Below are 17,185 nucleotides of genomic sequence, written 5' to 3' on the forward strand. Positions count from 1 at the left end.
GTAACATTTCAAAAAACAGTATCTTACCTAACGACTCCTTAATGCGACACAACCGCATTCCCTTGCACCGGAATCACATTAACTGCAAATGAAATTCATCATACCGGCATGCCCACCTCCAGTATCCCCTGCAACTCCCGGTAACGGATATCAGGTCTTTGCAGAATGTCAGTAAATTTTCGGGTCAAAAATCACGGTTACCGCCCCGCGATAGGTATCCGGACGTGTTGTCAGCATGGTATCAACGTCTTTCTGACCGACAAGAAAATCAATACTGCCGGCCCTGTTATGACCAAACGTCTTTGTCACAAAAACGTTCTTCGTCAAATCACGTCCAGCCTGCAGCCTGCGTTTTGACACGGTTGAGCCGGTGACGCTATCGACGATGTTGTCGGGTAATGTCAGGAGCATCTGAACGGGAACCGTCTGTGAGGGCATTTTATCGCTTCTGAGGGCGCAGTCCGGGCCGCTCTGCTGCTCGCATTCCAGATAAACCGTAAATTCGCCTGAACTGGACAGACTGAAGTTACTCCGGCCTGTCAGCTGTGGGGTGATACGCGTGACCATCCAGCGCTCCCAGTTGGCCTGCCCCTCATCTTCCGTGCAGACCCGGCCTGGAGCACAGGGCTGCAGCGACACGGTCTGGTTCTCTGCCGTGGTGGTTAACTTCAGTTCGTGGTTTACCGACAGGGTAAAATTGATGGTCAGTTCCGTGTCTGATACCTGGAAGTTATCCCCGAAATCGATATCGCCTCCCGGACCGACGTTCAGCGTTAATGTTCCGGTGTAAACCCCGGTCTCCATTTTTAAAGGGTCAGGTGTTTTAAGTTCATAACCAATACTGGTGTGATTGATTAAATACGGCTCCCCAGTGAGATCCTTTTGTGCGGTTTTGTAGCAGGCTGCATTGCTGACAGGCCATTTCCACATGAATGTATAAGCTTTAGGTGGAAGCCATCCCAATCCTGAATAGCTGCAGGGGGAAGGCGCATAAACGAACGAAGAACCGTTCCACGCTTGCTGATGTTGCACAATACTCCAGTCGGTGAGTGTGTTGTATCTGGCAGAGAAGGCATTGGCTCTAAAACTCACTGTCTCTCGGGTTCCCGTAATCTGATTCATTACTTCAACATCTCGCCACGCCCCGGGCATTTTGAAATACATACCCATTCTGGGTTCTGAATTAGCTGTAAATCCCGATGTTGCCAGAGAAGCTGTGATCCCCCCCATGTCAATACTGAATGTGTTGTTATCTGTGCACTCGCCAGGTGCGTCGGCACAATACCCACTCTGTGGCGTGGTGTTCGTGAAGGTATTGTTTTCCGGCTTGTCTATCGACGGGGTAAACGACGCCGTAATGACCATGGTCGCCGCCATACCCGCGGCACTGAACGCAAGCAGTGTCATCCCCGCCAGCGTTCGCAATATTAAGTGATTCATTGTTTTTCTCCTGAACCGTCTGCCCGGCATGTCACTGTGCTGATAAACTGTACGTTCCTGTCTTTGTCCATTTCCGCCGGCAGCGTGCACTGCATTGCCGGCTGTCCATTTTCTGCCCTGACCGTCAATGTCCGGTTCGCAATACCGGAATCCAGGGTCAGCACCCCCTCGGCGTTTATCACCCCGCCGGAGACGTCGCTGCTTACGTAGCGGTTCTTCAGTACGTTTCCATTTTCGTCCTGCAGCATGCCCACCACCGTGAGGATTTTCACCGCCTTCACTCTGATGTATTTCACGCTGCCGCGTTGCATCTGCACGCTGCTGGCGGGCGGGAACACCTGCACACTCTCTCCTCCGCGGGCAGTGAACTGTACGGTCTCTTTTTTCCACAGCCCGGCCGGAACGATATTGCGTCCTGCTTTCAGCTGTGTTTCGGCCATCTGGCCGGAAGCCAGTACATTCGCGGTTTCATCATCTGAATCCACATCCACAATCAGCGCGGATTCCATGCTGCGGCTGTTGTTGCCGTTCACGGAAGCCACCCTGCCGCCGCCCATCACAAGCACCTGACTCAGGTTACCCCCTGCCGTGTTCGTGCTACCGCGGGTGTTATGCTGCACATAACCATCCCCGCTGACGTACGGGGTATCAACGGAGGCATTACCGCTGATAACCGTATTCTGCGGACTGTAGGACACTCCCCCGCCCAGAGAGCGGATGCTGCTGTCATCTCCCGGCTGCCACTGATAGTTCAGACTGGAATACCCCTGATTCTGGTTCATCCCCGTTTCTGCCGACAGGGTGTGCCGGGCTGCCGGGGCTAGCGAGATGCTGACGCCAAATGCGACCCCGTGGTCGCGACGGCGGTCATTAAAGCCGGGGCGGTCATATGCGCTCACCCGGAAGTTCATGTCGCGTCCCGACAGGGTGGCCAGCGTGGTTACCGACATATCGGCACCAAACCCACTGCGCCAGGCCGTATCCATATACTGCCCGTTGACGATAAGCGACGTTGACCTGGGCAGTCGCAGCGCCAGGGAACTGCCCCAGGTATCACCCTGCTGACGGGATGCGGTTCTGTGCCCGTAGACGTCCGTCGTTGTTGAGCGCCAGAACAGACTGGCTGAACCACCACCGGGAATATTGCGGTAGTAACGGATGTCGGTATTCTGATTTAAATGATATTCGGTGTTACCCAGCGTGTACTGGGCAAACAGGGAGTCATCAGGTGAAAGCGTGATATTTGCCCGCGTCCTGACCTGGTGCTCTTTTTCCGTTGCCGCCCCGCTGAGCCCCAGAACAGCCCGCGGATGTGCCAGGACATCAATTCCTCCACCAACGGAGAAGGGATTATCCTCACGCACCCGTCCTTCACCGGTGGCCAGCGTTCTGTGCTGACCAGTCCACAGATTCATGCGCCAGCGCCGGTTCGGGTCAGACCACCCCTGTGGTTTGTAAATCTGCGCCTGCTGCGTGTCGACGGTATGACCATTCTCAATAATCTTGATGGTGATGTCATAAATGCCGCCCGGTAACGGCCGCGTGTCCAGCGCCTGCACACCCGCCTGTAACTGCTGGGTATGAACCAGGCGACCGTCACGCCAGACTTCTGCGATGGACTGATTGCGTCCGGTCACATAAACCGGCCAGGCGCTGACGCTGTCTGTGCTGACCAGAAGCGCATCAGAGGTTCCCCACATCGCCCCCGCCACGGTGTCGTAACCGAAACCGGCAGTCTGCACATTACCGGTATCACTGTCCGGGGTAAAAAAACCCAGCCGGACGAAACTGCCCTGAAGCTCTTTCTGGGTGTAAAGCTCGTACAGGCTGGCGCTGCTGTAGTGGTACTCGCCCTCCGTGCCGGATGACTGGAAAGACGCTCTCTGGCTCCAGCCTGCCAGTGATGACGTCAGGGATGAATTTATACCCCAGCTACGCGTGGACGCCGTGTTTGTCACGGATGCATCGTTGTACATAATGACACCACCCGGCGTATCTGCCGGCATGGCAATATAAGAGCTCCTGGTCCGGGCGGTCTCATAGCTTGCGGTGTAAAGTTTCAGCACGGAGTTGTCGAGCCGGTACTGAACCGCCATCAGCCCGGAAGGGCAGTTTTTCATACACTGACCTGTCGAAACCCCTTTTTGCAGCACGCCACTCCAGAGCGCGCGGGTTTCCGGATCCGTATCCTCTGCATCATCAAGGGTACGTATCAGACGGATGTCTCCGTTCTCTTTCAGGGCTACGGCAGCATCAAACAGCAGCGTGTCATTCAGGTAAACCTGAACAATCAGCTCAGAGTCATAAAAATACCGGCGGAAGTCTTCCGGCAACCCCCGCATATTGGCCGCCAGCGTCATATCCGCAGCCGCCACACTCAGGGGGAACAGAGCAAGAATAAGCAAGCGTTTCTTCATAAAAAAAGCCGCAGCAGTCACCTGCCGCGGCCTCCATCTCACGTGAAAGGACAGGCGTTGTTATGCTTCCGGAGTAACCACTACCGGCTCGAAAATCATCGACACGCTGCCGGTAAATGACCCGTTCACGTCCAGCGCCCTATCATCCGCCTGTGCGATTCTCAGCGCGGTACGCCCGCCGGTTTTTGCCGCCGCGGCTTCCACCACGGTGGTCGCCGTTTTGCTGATGGCAACATTGTTGAAGCTGACCGACAGAGGAATAACGTCAGTTCCGTTTGACAGCTGGGGTTTGCCATCACTGTTCAGGTTGCCCGTCAGGGTTGCCTGAATACCGCCTGCGGTGTTTTTGTACTGGAAATTTTTTGTAAACACTCTGAGTTTGCTGGTCGCGATGTCGTAGCCCATATCCTGGGTCTGGTCAATCCAGCCCGCGTCTACCGGGATAACCTGAAAAGAGTCTGAAGGGATGGTGGCGGTCAGGTTGATGGTATAGCTCTGGCTGTCTGCAGCGTGCGCGGCAACGACGCCGAAAGCCGCACAGGAAAACAGGGCGGCAGCCAGAGATTTATTCAGAGCAGAAAAATTACGTTTCATTTTACTATATTACCTAAGGTTTGAAGTTAATCCATAACGGTCAGGCGAATTTGCGTAACCGGTACTGATATTCCGGGTGTTAATAACTCAACGCCCGCTTGTTATTCCCCTCAATAAGAGTGAAATTCGTTTTATATCCGGATTTTTTGCCCACGGTATGCGTTCTTCCGGGGAGAATAAATTCTCGTGTGACGGCACCGCAGTCGGTATTCGCTGTTCTGCACTGGCGGATATTATCCAGCGATACCGTGGCATTACCGTTATTTTTTACGGTGATACCTGCCGCGCCGGTACTGTCGATGGCCGTGTTAAACCGCGGTTTTTCGGGCTGGACAATCACTATCGTACCGTAGCCCGTGAGCACATTAAGTCCGGCATGCAGGGTGCCTTTGCGATAGGCGCTCATCGCCTTTTTATCGAGCCCAAAGCTGTCATCAGCCTCAGGCATGACCGGGGTGAACCTGACGCGGAAATACCTTTCGCTTTCCCGCTCTCCCGGCCACAGAATACGCACAGCCTGAAAACCTGCCGGAGGGATAATAAGCCGCTGGGGCGTGACAATAAGACGGTTACGCTCCGGAGTTGTCCCGGACAATTCTTTTTGCGGCATTTCTTCTTCCCCTTTTTTACTTCCAGGGTTTATTTCAAGCAGTTCTACGCGCACAAAGGCCGTCGAGTCCCCGGTATTATAAATCCGCTTGGTCATACTCTGCATGTCCGGCGTCAGAACGTCGTACATACTGCCAATACCAATAACCGGCGTGGCATACGCAGGGGACAACGCTGACAGTGCTGAAATAAAAAAACCGGTAAGAACAAAAAATATTTTAAAGTAACTCATCGTATCACCTGTTAACATAGCCCCTTTAAGGGGAGCGAATAACACGGGGGCGGAATTAGCCCGCAAAGTCAATCATGAAACTGCAGGCATACCGATAAGTTTCATTACCCGATTTAAACAACAATTTACGCTGCCGTAGCTATTTTTTATGTGTCCGGCAGTGTAAACACCTTGCTGTAAAGCGAGATTAACTTAACGTCATTATCCACAAACGAAATCGATCGTTATCACCGATCATTAAGAAAGGTTAACAATCAGGTAAGGGGGCTGATGCTCAGTCAAGTATCAATATATGATATTTTCATTTATTATCAGAACATATCCTGTGTATATAACTAATTTTCTTGAAGCATTTTCACCGATACAGCACAACGATGCACTGTCCTTTTTTGGTAAGAATTAAAAAATCTAAATATGTCTCTCTCATGCAAGCCAATAAATAGGATTCTGTCGCATTAGTGATATGAAGTTGGCAAAAGTTGCTCTGTCGGTTATTTAAGCAGCCAGCAAGTAGAATTGTCCCGCAGGCGACAATCCCTCACTTTGCGGATGTTGATATTGTCCTTTTCGTATCATATAGATCAGTTCGATGCCGGCCAGGATCGTCTGTGCTCGTCGAAACGAGTTGAATCCCAGCATCGGGCGTATGCGGCGTTTGATGTTGCGGTGATCTTGTTCAACTAGATTATTCAGATACTTGTTCTGTCTGACAGTAATGGTTTCTTCTTCTGGTTTGTCGGTGTTGAGTGTAGTCAGCGCTGCCGTGTTGGCTCCACTTTTATCAATGGTCACCACCTCGGGTTCGCCGTGATGACGAATGGCTTTGCGAAAGAAGCGCAGCGCCGCTGTGGTATCCCGTTTAGCGGCCAGCAGGAAGTCGATAGTCTGGCCTGAAGTATCTACCGCACGGTACAGATATTTCCACCGCCCTTTGATTTTGATATAGGTTTCATCCATTCGCCATCGACGCCCCACGGGACGTTTATGTCGGCGAAAGGCCTTATCCAGCAGCGGTACCAGACGGATGACCCAACGGTGCAATGTCGAGTGGTCAAGGACAATTCCACGCTCTGCCATTATCTCTTCGAGGTTTCGCAGGCTCAGTGAGTAAGCCAGGTAACAGCGGACGCACAGGGCTATCACATCAATGGGATAATGCAGACGACTGAAGGGTTTTCGGATCAGAGGCATAGTCAGGTAACATTTCAAAAAACAGTATCTTACCTAACGACTCCTTAATGCGACACAACCGCTGTTTATCCAGACCTTTTTCCAGGATCGATTTTACTCCCGCAAGCCGCCATACCTGAGTTTTCAACGCCCGGGCACATGCTGCGTTAAGTCTGGCTTTACTGTATTTCTTGTGCAGGTCCAGGAGTCCCAGACAGAACCGGTAACTTTGCTCCGGGTGGGGGCGTGAGTTCAGGATATGAAGGACGTAGTCGTGGGTTTCACTACCAACGCGCCCGGCCCACTCCAGAAGCCGTTCCGGTGTCCAGGTGGCGTGCTGGCGATGGGCCTCCGGCATATGCTCTTCACGGGTACTGTAGCCGTAGTTACGGTTGCGGGGATGTGCCGCCACTTTCAGGAACTCCACCCAGCCACTGGAAGCAGCGAACATAGCTCATCACCCAGTCTTCAAGTTGCTGGGACCAGGTGACCTCTGCCCATGTGTAACTTGACGCACCGAGAACAGCTACGATGATCTGCGCGGTTCTTATTTCCCCAGTATCAGGGTTGGTAATGTCAACGGTTGGCCCACAGTAATCAACGAAGAGCTTTTCACCCGCTTTATGGACCTGGCGCATCGAAGGCGAGGTGGTTTTCAGCCATTCGCGGTACATCCGGCAGTAATGGTTATAACTGTAAAAACCACCAGGATTGCGCTCTGCGTATTCTTCCCAGAGCAGTTGCAGCGTCACGCATTTATTACGCAGCTCTTTGTGTGCCGTAGCCCAGTCTGGCAGGGAGTGCTTCTTCATCTTCACCTGCGTTTGAAGGAACGCATGCTTTAATGCTGCATCATCCCATTCTGCAGGCAACGGCCACTGCTTTATACCAATCTGAGCCGCCCGATTGGCATACCTGGATACAACGGAGGGGGAGATCGCGAGACTACGGCCAATCTGACGATGGCTGAGTCCGGCACCATATTTAAGTCTAAGTATTCCTTTAAGTTTTCTCATGGAGATTGGCGCTGTCGGCATAGGTATCCTTCACCGGAATGGCAAAAGATACAGATCAACACACCTGTGAAGCTCCAGTAACATTGATGGAGATCACCGAATAACAAAGTGAGTCAAAAGTGATCTCCATCGATGTTATTCAGCGATCCACTCAAATGTTATTACCCGATCTCGATGGATGTTATTGGGTGATCTCCGTTCATGAAAATACGCAGCTGGGGCTTCCATTGCCCAAAAATAAACGGCAAATTCCATATACCCATTGCAAAACAGTGGCTGTTTAAATACCCGCCTTACTGTACAATTATGTCCAATTTACAAGTTAGTCACTGATATAGCCAACGTAGGATATAACCACGCACTGAGAGGGATGGGAACAATGAAGCAGAGGCAGATGGCTGAGGACAGGATTCGTACTGTTCCTTGTCGTCCTTCTGATGCTGTTTATGTTGAACAGCATGGCCAAAACCAGTGACTTCACTAACTGGATCATCGCACTTGCCAACATCACCATGGCATTTGCTGCTATAGCCGCATGGCGTTCTGCACGTAAGTATCTGGCCACGTTTTTTGCCCAAGAAGGTTATCGGCTTGCCATCGAATTTATTAATCAGAATATCATTTATCTTGGTGTCAAAAACCGATATATGGTAATTACAGGCAATGCCCTCGTCATATTGTCACAACTCGGCGGAAAATCACACACAGAAAAAATAAATCTCAGTTTGAGCATGCTTTGAATCAAGTAAAAAAAACACAGAAAGAACACGAAATTTGGCTGAGTAATATCGAGTCTCTGTCATTCCAGATGGAGACTTATGGGATATATGCTGTGGAAGATAAAAAAGCGTCATTCATTGATGTGGTACTCGCCTTACATGAATTGGTTTTATCTGGCGATAGCTTCATCGCCCTAATTAGTGATAACTTTTCAATATATGAAAAAAATTCAAAGCAGACAAAATCTATTCTTACCCTTCAATTATAAAAACTTGTCTGAGATGAGGGATATCCATAAAAAATTGATACTCAATGGTAAGCGTACAGCGAAGACCGTATTGACCAAGGTCGGGTAAGTTATTCTGTTGGCAGGGTTATACGCCACGGCAGTAGCTCACTGACCCGGGTTATTGGCCAGTCGGCGATCACATTCAGCACATGCCGTAGATAATGCTCCGGATCGACTCCATTCAGGCGACATGTCCCCAGCAAGCTGTACAGCAACGCCCCTCGCTCACAGCCGTGATCCGAACCGAAGAACAGGAAGTTCTTGCGCCCCAGGCTCACCATCCGCAAGGCATTCTCTGCGATGTTGTTATCCACCCCCACCCAACCGTTCTCGGCATAATACCTCAGCGCCGACCATTGGTTCAGCGCATAGGCGAACGCCTTCGCCAGTTCTGAGTGTCGCGACAGCGTTTTCACCCTTTCCCGCAACCAACTTTCCAACCCAGTTAGCAACGGTGTGGCCTTTCGCTGTCGTTCCAACCGCCGTTGCTCTGCTGGCCACCCGCGCACTTGTGCCTCGATGGCGTACAGTTCCCCGATACGTCTCAGCGCCTCTTCGGTTGTTTCCGAGGGCGTGCGGACATGGACATCGTGGATTTTACGCCGCGCATGATCCCAACACGCAACTTCCTTTATCACCCCGGCTTCTCGTTCTGGACGGTACAGTTCATTGAACCCGGCATACGCATCGGCCTGAAGCACACCGCTGAAGCCAGCGAGATGGCCCTGCGGGTGGGCCCCTTTTCGGTCCGGCGAGTACGCGAACCACACCGCCGCCGGTTGCGTTGAACCCGCATTACGGTCATCTCGGACATACGTCCACAGACGCCCGGTCTTCGTCTTTTTATTCCCCGGCAACAACACCGGCACTGGCGTGTCGTCGGCATGCAGCTTGCCGTTTGTCAGCACGTACTGCCGCAGAGCCTCCTCCAGTGGGGACAGCAGCCGGCTACACGCATCTACCCAACCCGACAGCACCGAGCGACTCAGTTCCACACCCTCTCGGGCATATATCTCGCTCTGGCGATACAGCGGGGTGTGTTCCGCATATTTTGAGGTCAGTACCCGGGCCAGCAGACCCGGCCCGGCGATACCGCGTTCGATAGGTCGTGAAGGGGCCGGAGCCTGAACGATATGGTCACACTTTTGGCAGGCATGCTTTTCCCGTACCGTGCGGATAACCCGGAAGGCGCTGCGTATCAGCTCGAGTTGCTCTGCCGTATCCTCACCCAGATAAGTCAGCGCCCCGCCACAGTCTGGACAGCGCGTTTCTGCAGGCGGCAGGCGTTTCTCATCGCGAGGGAGTGATGCCGGGAACGGTTTGCGTGTGCGCGTCTGGCGTAACGGTCGGGGAACCGGGGGGTCATCCACGCGGCCGGTAAGGACATCGCTTTCTTGCTGAAGGCGCTTGAGGTCAGTTTCCATCTGGGCGATGCGACGGGCCATTTTCTCTGACTGACGCCCGAAGTTCATACGACGCAGCTTGTCCAACTGTGCCTGCAGATGGTCGATTTCGCGTTCCCGCTGACTCAGCTTTTCCTACAAGGTGCGAACCAACGCCTCCTGTTCGGCCAGGCGTTGTTTTAACAGCAGGATGTCATCGGGGGGCGTATTGTCCATCCCGGCATGATACCGGGATAGGGCATTTTTACAACATTGTCAGCGAGTTAAGCAGGCGTTTTGGATGCCGCCAGTCGATACCCTCCATCAACATCGCTAGCTGGGCTGGCGTCAGGAACACCTTGCCATCCCGTACTGACGGCTAGGCGAAGCGGCTGCGCTCCAACCGCTTGGTCAGCAAGCACAACCCGTCACCGGTAGACCAGAGCAGTTTCACCTGGCTACCGTTGCGGCTCTGAAGATAAAAACATGGCCAGACAGGGGGTCATCTTTAAGCGTGGTCTGCACTTTGGTCGCCAGGCCGTTGAAGCCGTTCCGCATATCAGTGATACCGGCCACTATCCAGATTTTTGTGCCAGCCGGTAGTGGGATCATCGTTTGAGCTCCTGTATCAACATCGCCAGCAGATTTTCGCTGACGACACCATTGAGACGGAGTGCTCCGTGCCGGAACGTTATCTTACAGGATAGCGGGAGCGCTTCCGATCCAGCATGGGTGGATGAGGGTTGATTAGCGGGTTCGGGTTCGGTTTCAAGCGTTACCGGGAGTAACGCGGGCATAGTTGCTTCAGACGATGGCGATAGGTGGAGTTTTCCTTGCCGCCAGTGTTGACGCCATTTAAACAACAGATTGGCATTGATACCATTGTCCCGTGCCAGTTTTGAGATAGAGACGCCGGGTCCACAGGAGGCTGCAACAAGCCGTTGTTTAAACTCGAGAGGATAATTGGGGCAGCCTTTTCGCCTGCCGACAATAACATTTTTCTGGGTATATGACATTTTGGTTACCACTACTATTTGGTGGGAACTACTTTGTCGAATGTGTCAGATATTCGCCAGACGGTACACGGTGTACGCTTACACTCAATGGAACAGGATGATTAAAAGCAGGGGAAAATTCCTCTCAGAAGGAAAGCATGTAAAAGCGCTTTTTGAACACTGCCGCATTGATTTAAATAGGATGTCGTAAAGGTCGCAGTATTGTTCACGAGTCAGGCGACTGATGCGCCATGCGGTGACGTGGTGTTTTTTTTGTCAAGGACCCATCTTATTTTTGGCATTATGCGGTCTCCACAGGAGTTAAACGAATGCCAGCAATGCTAACTGTCTTAAAATTCTTGTGAAGATGATTTCGCAGTAATGTTACTCATCGGATTGCGAAAAACGATGGCTTCAGAGCCCCTCTCTGGGTAAGTGCGTCTGAAGAATGGTTTTCAGCATCAAAATGGCATTTATACGTTTTACCACTCGATAGACCGAACCACATAGCAATCCTAATTGCAACAGTTCATGGTTGATAATTCAAAAAAAAATACGTTTTAGATTCCTAACCATAGAGAACTAATTTAAGTACTCATTCATAAATTGTTGGCCTTTCTCATCTATAAAGGTGGCTTTAACCGTGAATTTTTGGAGGGGGGAAGATATACTGATATTGCTCACACGATAGTCTCTTATGCTTAGCGGCGCAATCATCATATCGTTTTCTTGTCGTACAGCGTAATCTAATCCGTCTATCTGAATAGAAATATTGGCGAATGAAAGGTAGAATGCTGAACGATTGTTACATCGTAGCAAATATTCGTTCGGCGATTCTTCTACCAGCGAGAATGAAACGCCCTTAGCCGCGCGCTCTACGCCTCCCTTCAGCGTCTTCGGGCGGTAGAATATTTTCATCTGAGTATTCATTGATAGCGTAATACGCGACGTCATCGGCGGCATGTCTTGCTGAGTTGGCGGTATCTCATACAGATTCAGCCAGTATACTGACTCCCTGTCGGTGGGCAGATTGGCACCGATAAACAGGATCCGTAGTCCTTTCATCACGGAAGGCCGTAAAACGAATACGCTGGGTAGCGTAACAAACGGCGCATGGGATCGTTCGGGGGCGGCGTTGACGTCGCCGTTATCGACCCAAGTTTGCGCTACTATCGGATAGCCGTTGGTGTTGGACAACATTAGGCTTTTTTCCGTGTCTCCCTCAAGGAAAAGGACCCGGGTGGCGGACGCCATGATGCCCGCCTGTACGTTCATTGCCGCCAGCAGCAAAGCGCATCCCATAGCCAGATATTTCTTTCTCATTATTGCACCTTAACCCAAACGTAGGCTCTGGCGTCCACTTTTCCCGCGGTAACTGTTTGCCCGGGCAGTCGGGCGAGCGTGGCGGTGAGTTGGGTGGTATAGTGGGTGAACCCTCCCGTGGTGCTGCCGCCGCCAGTGGCACCGTTAAGCACCGGATACCAGCCAGCGTTGTTTCCCTGTAGGCATTGCCCGGAGCCGCAATTTGCCCAGCCGACGAAGTTCATCTGCCCACCGTTGCCGACATTAGCGAGCGCGATTCCTACGCCGGTAGCAACACTGCTGTCGGTCCCGTAGCCGCTAGAGAGCAGATAACGCACGCCGCCGTAGGGGTTGACCAGACCGAGTCGCTGAGTCGCAACATAGCTTTCATACGGCACCTGCACGCCGAGGGCGATATTGTTGCTGCTGACGCCGGACACGGCGGCGTTGTCACATTCGATATTGATAGTGAACTGCGCCTGCGAAGTTTGCCCGGTGGTGAGTTGGCTGACTGTTATGGGAGGGAATCTCACCAATGGTGTCACGTTGCGTGCTACGCATGTTGGGGTATAGGAGATCGAAGAGGCTGGTGCAGTTCCCATACCAATAGCCTGATAACGTCCTGTCCACCAAGCTGCAAAAGATGTTGCTGAATCGCTGCCTATAGGATCAGAGTCAATACCTGGTCCCTGAAATGTGACGTAACCATTTGGCTGGGCGCATATATAACTTGAAACAACATTAACAGGCGTCATAGAACACCAACTACCAAAATTACCAGGTAGGGAGCTAAGTTTAATCAAATCTGCTTTGGTTGCGCTAAAGTCCTTCACCCGGACCTGAATCTTGCTACCGACGGTTGCATAGCGGGTAATCGGTGCTGACTGCCAGTAGCGGGTAAAAATCTTGCCGGAATCCAAGTGGGTCAAACGGATCCCAACATAGGGAAATGCCGTCGCATAATACCCTGGATTTCCATCTTTGCTCCCTAAATCATAATATCCTCCCAATCTGTCATCACCGTTAGTAGCAAATACTTCGTTGATCTTTCCTGCGTCGGTTAGGTCACATTCGTACAATACTGTATCAGGACTCGGATAAGTAGCGCTATCACTAAAACGAAATACACTACTTCCAAGCGGAGAACCCACCGGTTGCAGGTAGGAGTTTGTTAGGTTTATTCTGCCTAAACTGGTTCCAACTCCAGTAAGGTCATAACCGGCATTTAACCCTGGATTAACCCGAATACAGAGTGCTTTTGCTGCAGATGAGCCAAATAGTAACATGGCCAATAGTGCTAGGACGGTGGTCGGGTAAGTAATGTGTTTCATCGTATCTATATGAACGCATCCCGTTTGCAAGGTCTCCATGGTGTTGACGTTGACAGTAGGTTGCAGCTCTATATCCGGTCTTATTACAGCCGGTGCTGCAGGCCTCGATGTAATACGCTGACTCACCCCTTATTCTCCTCGCGAGCTTTAAGCTCAAGAAACGAACTAAGTTTAGCGAGTCCCAGTCTTACATGCCGTTGTCATCACTACGGCTGCCCTAGCAACCTTTCAGCATTCACCCTTCTGTTAAGAGAGTTAATGTTTTGACAGCCTCTGTCGTTCAGAACGACCTGGTGCTGACGGTTTTTTTATCGTAGGTACGGTTATGAGCTACCAGGGGCAACACCGTACGCGCTATCTTGTTGGTCATCCCCACCACCGCGACGCTGGTCGGCCGTCTTTTCAGCAGCTCGGTTACCCATGGACTTGGTTCTTTCGCCAGCAGCGTCACTGCCCTGGCTCCGTGGATAAACAACGTCCGCATATAGACGTCGCCGCACTTACTGATGCCCAAAAGTCGCACCTTACCACCGGTGCCTGTTTGCTTCGGCACCAACCCAATGTAGGCCGCGAACTCCCGTCCTGAGCGGAAGGCTCCTGCATCACCCATGATGGCAACTGCTGCTGTGGCGACCAGCGGACCTAAGCCCGGGATGTCCATAAACCGCTGACAGGCTTCATTCTGTTTCGCCTTGTCGGCGAGCTGTTTTTCGATGCCGTCTATCTGCATATAAAGGTCACTAAGCCGCCGGTACTGGTCTTCAATCTAGTAGATCAGGAACGGCGGCATCTTTTCCTTCAGACGTTCTAGTACCTCTGGCATCGCCTTGTACAGTGAGGCACGGCTCTTGCGTACTGTTTCACCAAACTCCAACAGTAATCCGTGTAGCGCTTTTATCTGCTTGTCGATCACGTCACCTGTATGCCCAACAATGAAGTAAACCTGCATCAGATTTTTTACGTTATAGACGCCAACAAGTGTATATTTCATCTTGTGGGTCCTCCAGTTATCAGGGAGCTTTATGCATTCCGTATTGGCCACCATGATGCAGGAAGTCTGCGAGGATTCACTCCTACCTGCCGTCCCCTTCGCCACTATCAAATGGGTGGGATGTGTTTATTACATTCTCCTGAGAGGAAGTTTAACGGGCTAGTGGCATGGGGCGCTGAGGCGCTGAATCGGACTTTCTTCCGCGATGGACAGACGGTAACGCAGCGTGCACTGTTGGCCTGGCTCATCGCCCCAGTTCAGCGTCAGTTCGCCGGCGCGCTGATCGCTGCGCAGATACACCAGATTGGCTTGGCCGACCATGCCCACGCTGTTGCCTGTTTTGTCCAAAACGTTAGCACCCATCGGGATCGGCGCATTAGCGGGCCGCTGCGCGGTGATCAGCAGTGCCTGGCCGTACACGGTGTTGAAGTGCGTGCGCACCGTGGCGCCTGCATACGGGACTATGCGCCGCTGACCTTCTTCCAGTTCCGCTTTGTCGTTCATGCCCTCGGGGTTCAGCACGACGGTGTTGTTGTGATACGGTACCAGCGACGGTGCCAAGGCGTAGCCGAAGCGATCGACACGTGCCCCTTGGCTGTCCATCACCCGTGCGCCGCTGGCTCCGGGCGCCTCTATCAGGGCGAAGGTGTCGCCGACATACGGCCCTAATGTCATGCCGCCACGATGCGCTACAACTGCGCCCTGCAGCGATAGTGAACCTTGTCGGTAATGGTGTGCTGTGGAGAACGAGCCGGTGACGTTGGCATAAGGCAGACGGACTTGCAGGTTGCCGCCCCAGATGCTTTGTTGGCGGTCGTCATCGGTGGTGAAGTTCAGGCCGTAGCTGATCGGCTGTTCGCCGCCGCCGCTGCCCGACAGCGCAGCCTGATAGTTGTCGCCCTGACCCTGGCTGTGATTGGCCAGCAGCGATACGCTGGGGGCGGATGACGAATGCCAAAGCGGGAAGCTCAGCGATAGGGCGGTGAAAATCTGAGTGTTCTGCGCCAGCGGCGCGCTGTAGACGTTATCCCGAGGCGCATAGCCGCGGTAGTCGCCGTTACTGTAGCCTTGGCTGCGGGTGCGGGTGACAGAGAGGTTAAGCGCCACACCATTGCCGAAGGTTTTCCCCCAGCCCAGTTGGAGTTGATCGTCGCGGCAACGCTGATCGCTGTAGTCCTGAGTCGAACCGGATATCGTCAGGCTGCCAAACGCCCCCATACCCTGATTGACGGCGACTTCGAAACGCGAACGCTGGCGGTAGGAGTCGGACTGCCAGTGTTCGCCGGCGGCAGCGGCAGCCCGCACGCCGAGCACGTCGCTGAGATCGCGAAATCCTTCGGTAGAGTAGCGGTAACCCGCAATGGATAAGGTTGTGTCCGCCGGGCTGAAGGTTCGGCTGTAAGAAAGATGCAGCATCCAGCCTGAGAGGCCGCCGTTCGGCAGGCTGGCGTGGGAATAGGTGGAGTCCATGCCGAAGGCGCCCAGCCAACTGCTGTACACGCCGCCCAGCATCATCGCATGATAGCCGTCCGCCAACTGGTTGCCGAGGTTAAAGGTTAGGGTGTTGCTCAGGCCGTGCTGCCAGGTCAGTTCGCTGAACAGGTCGTTGTCGCCGACGTGGCGGGAATGGCCGACGATCGCAGAATAGCGCAACTGGCCGGGCCGGATGGATTCCGGCACCGCTGCGAACGGAACGGTGAAGGTGCTGACGCTGCCGCCGGCTTCCGTCACCACCACTGTGAGATCGCCGGCGTAGTTGGTGGCGTACAGATCGTTTATGGTGAACGGTCCCGGCGCCACGGTGGTTTCGTACAGCGTGCTTTTACCCTGTAACACTGTCACGCGGGCGTTGCTTTTCGCCACGCCGCGCACCACTGGCGCATAGCCGCGCTGTGAATCTGGCAGCATGCGATCGTCCGAACTGAGCTGAATGCCGCGAAAGCCCATGCCGGAAAAGAAGTGTCCGTCCGTAAAGCCTTCACCCAGCAGCATTTCGCTACGCCAGGGTAGGATCGCGCGCTGCACATAGCGGCGGCTGGTGTCCAAGTGTTCGCCGAATTCCCGATCGTAGCGGTAGCTGGACTGTTGGCGGTAGCGCCATAGCCCGAGGTTGAACCCGCCGTTAAAGTTGGCGTAAGTCGAGTCGAGTTCGCGGGTCTGTTCCTGTCGGTAGCTGACGTGGTACTGGTTTAGATTGTAATTGACGAAGAGCATCGATTCGCCGCTGTCCAGGCTGGCGGGATTGATGCTGCCGTGCGGCTGACTGTTCAACAGCGCCTGCGGAATGCTGAGATCCAAGCGCATCCGCGAGATGTCCGCGTTCACCGTGATATCCTTGAGATCCTGGCCAGGCAGCAGGCATTCCGTTTCGGCTGTCGGCGGTTTTTTCAGCCCGAATCGCGTCAGCTGTAATCGAGCAAAACAGGGCAGCACCTGCTTGCCTTCGCGAACGAAGCGAATTTGATCGCGCTCGAGAAAGTGGCCGTTGAGGTACAGATCGATCTGATAGCTGCCGGGGGCGACGGCGTCCTGTTGATTGAATTGATTCAAGGCGCTGTTGCTCAGCACGCTGCCGCGCAGCAGTTCTGGGTCGAAGGTATAGTCATCTGCGGCGCAGACCAGCGGCAGCGCCAGCAGCACGCAATACCAGCATGCGGTAAGTGACGTCGCCTTACGAACATCAAACATGAAAACCTC

10 protein-coding genes and 5 pseudogenes are annotated in these 17,185 nt (G+C 53.0%); 1 reads left to right on the forward strand and 14 read right to left on the reverse strand.

The window, feature by feature from the left end:
• Nucleotides 1-168: 168 nt before the first annotated feature.
• The 6 genes and pseudogenes from KGP26_RS29270 to KGP26_RS29295 all read right to left on the reverse strand — a co-directional run bounded on the left by KGP26_RS29270 (nt 169) and on the right by KGP26_RS29295 (nt 7,499).
• A complete protein-coding gene (locus KGP26_RS29270; RefSeq protein WP_223665751.1) occupies nt 169-1,440 on the reverse strand; it encodes a hypothetical protein in 1,272 nt (423 codons plus the stop codon).
• Entirely contained in the window at nt 1,437-3,857 is a 2,421-nt protein-coding gene (locus KGP26_RS29275; protein WP_223665752.1) for a TcfC E-set like domain-containing protein, read from the reverse strand. The genes KGP26_RS29270 and KGP26_RS29275 overlap by 4 nt, the downstream gene beginning before the upstream one ends.
• A gap of 60 nt (nt 3,858-3,917) precedes the next feature.
• Complete coding sequence (locus tag KGP26_RS29280) at nt 3,918-4,451, reverse strand: CS1 type fimbrial major subunit (protein WP_223665753.1); 534 nt, start codon at nt 4,449-4,451, stop codon at nt 3,918-3,920.
• A gap of 79 nt (nt 4,452-4,530) precedes the next feature.
• On the reverse strand, nt 4,531-5,292 hold the full coding sequence (locus KGP26_RS29285; protein ID WP_223665754.1) for a hypothetical protein: 762 nt from the start codon (nt 5,290-5,292) through the stop codon (nt 4,531-4,533).
• A gap of 495 nt (nt 5,293-5,787) precedes the next feature.
• Nucleotides 5,788-6,483 (reverse strand): IS6 family transposase, encoded by a 696-nt coding sequence (locus KGP26_RS29290; protein WP_223665750.1) that lies wholly within the window; start codon nt 6,481-6,483, stop codon nt 5,788-5,790.
• A pseudogene (locus tag KGP26_RS29295) lies at nt 6,437-7,499 on the reverse strand (hypothetical protein). The gene KGP26_RS29290 and the pseudogene KGP26_RS29295 overlap by 47 nt, the downstream one beginning before the upstream one ends.
• Before the next feature lie 437 nt (nt 7,500-7,936).
• On the opposite strand from KGP26_RS29295, the gene KGP26_RS29300 reads away from it, so the two are divergent.
• Nucleotides 7,937-8,218 carry a hypothetical protein gene (locus tag KGP26_RS29300; protein ID WP_223665755.1) on the forward strand — a complete coding sequence of 94 codons (282 nt, stop codon included), beginning with the start codon at nt 7,937-7,939 and terminating at the stop codon, nt 8,216-8,218.
• A gap of 337 nt (nt 8,219-8,555) precedes the next feature.
• Here the strand turns inward: KGP26_RS29300 and KGP26_RS29305 are convergent.
• The 8 genes and pseudogenes from KGP26_RS29305 to KGP26_RS29340 form a co-directional block, all read right to left on the reverse strand.
• Nucleotides 8,556-10,106: pseudogene (locus KGP26_RS29305) on the reverse strand (IS66 family transposase).
• Nucleotides 10,107-10,134: 28 nt separating this feature from the next.
• A pseudogene (gene tnpB, locus KGP26_RS29310) lies at nt 10,135-10,481 on the reverse strand (IS66 family insertion sequence element accessory protein TnpB).
• Complete coding sequence (locus KGP26_RS30485; RefSeq protein ID WP_223665756.1) at nt 10,478-10,885, reverse strand: transposase; 408 nt, start codon at nt 10,883-10,885, stop codon at nt 10,478-10,480. The pseudogene tnpB and the gene KGP26_RS30485 overlap by 4 nt, the downstream one beginning before the upstream one ends.
• A 159-nt stretch (nt 10,886-11,044) precedes the next feature.
• Nucleotides 11,045-11,166 (reverse strand): annotated as a pseudogene (locus tag KGP26_RS29320) (IS66 family insertion sequence element accessory protein TnpB); the annotation flags it as partial.
• Between the two features lie 280 nt (nt 11,167-11,446).
• On the reverse strand, nt 11,447-12,187 hold the full coding sequence (locus KGP26_RS29325; protein WP_223665757.1) for a molecular chaperone: 741 nt from the start codon (nt 12,185-12,187) through the stop codon (nt 11,447-11,449).
• The gene (locus KGP26_RS29330; RefSeq protein ID WP_371824956.1) at nt 12,187-13,452 is read right to left on the reverse strand and encodes a fimbrial protein; all 1,266 of its coding nucleotides are present in this window, start codon (nt 13,450-13,452) and stop codon (nt 12,187-12,189) included. The genes KGP26_RS29325 and KGP26_RS29330 overlap by 1 nt, the downstream gene beginning before the upstream one ends.
• Before the next feature lie 325 nt (nt 13,453-13,777).
• Nucleotides 13,778-14,398 (reverse strand): annotated as a pseudogene (locus tag KGP26_RS29335) (IS110 family transposase); the annotation flags it as partial.
• 249 nt (nt 14,399-14,647) lie between these two features.
• Nucleotides 14,648-17,176, reverse strand: a complete 2,529-nt coding sequence (locus KGP26_RS29340; RefSeq protein ID WP_223665759.1) for a fimbria/pilus outer membrane usher protein — start codon at nt 17,174-17,176, stop codon at nt 14,648-14,650.
• Between the last annotated feature and the right edge of the window lie 9 nt (nt 17,177-17,185).

This window comes from Serratia sp. JSRIV002, from assembly GCF_019968725.1.
In the GTDB taxonomy this organism is placed as follows: Bacteria; Pseudomonadota; Gammaproteobacteria; order Enterobacterales; family Enterobacteriaceae; genus Chania; species Chania fonticola_B.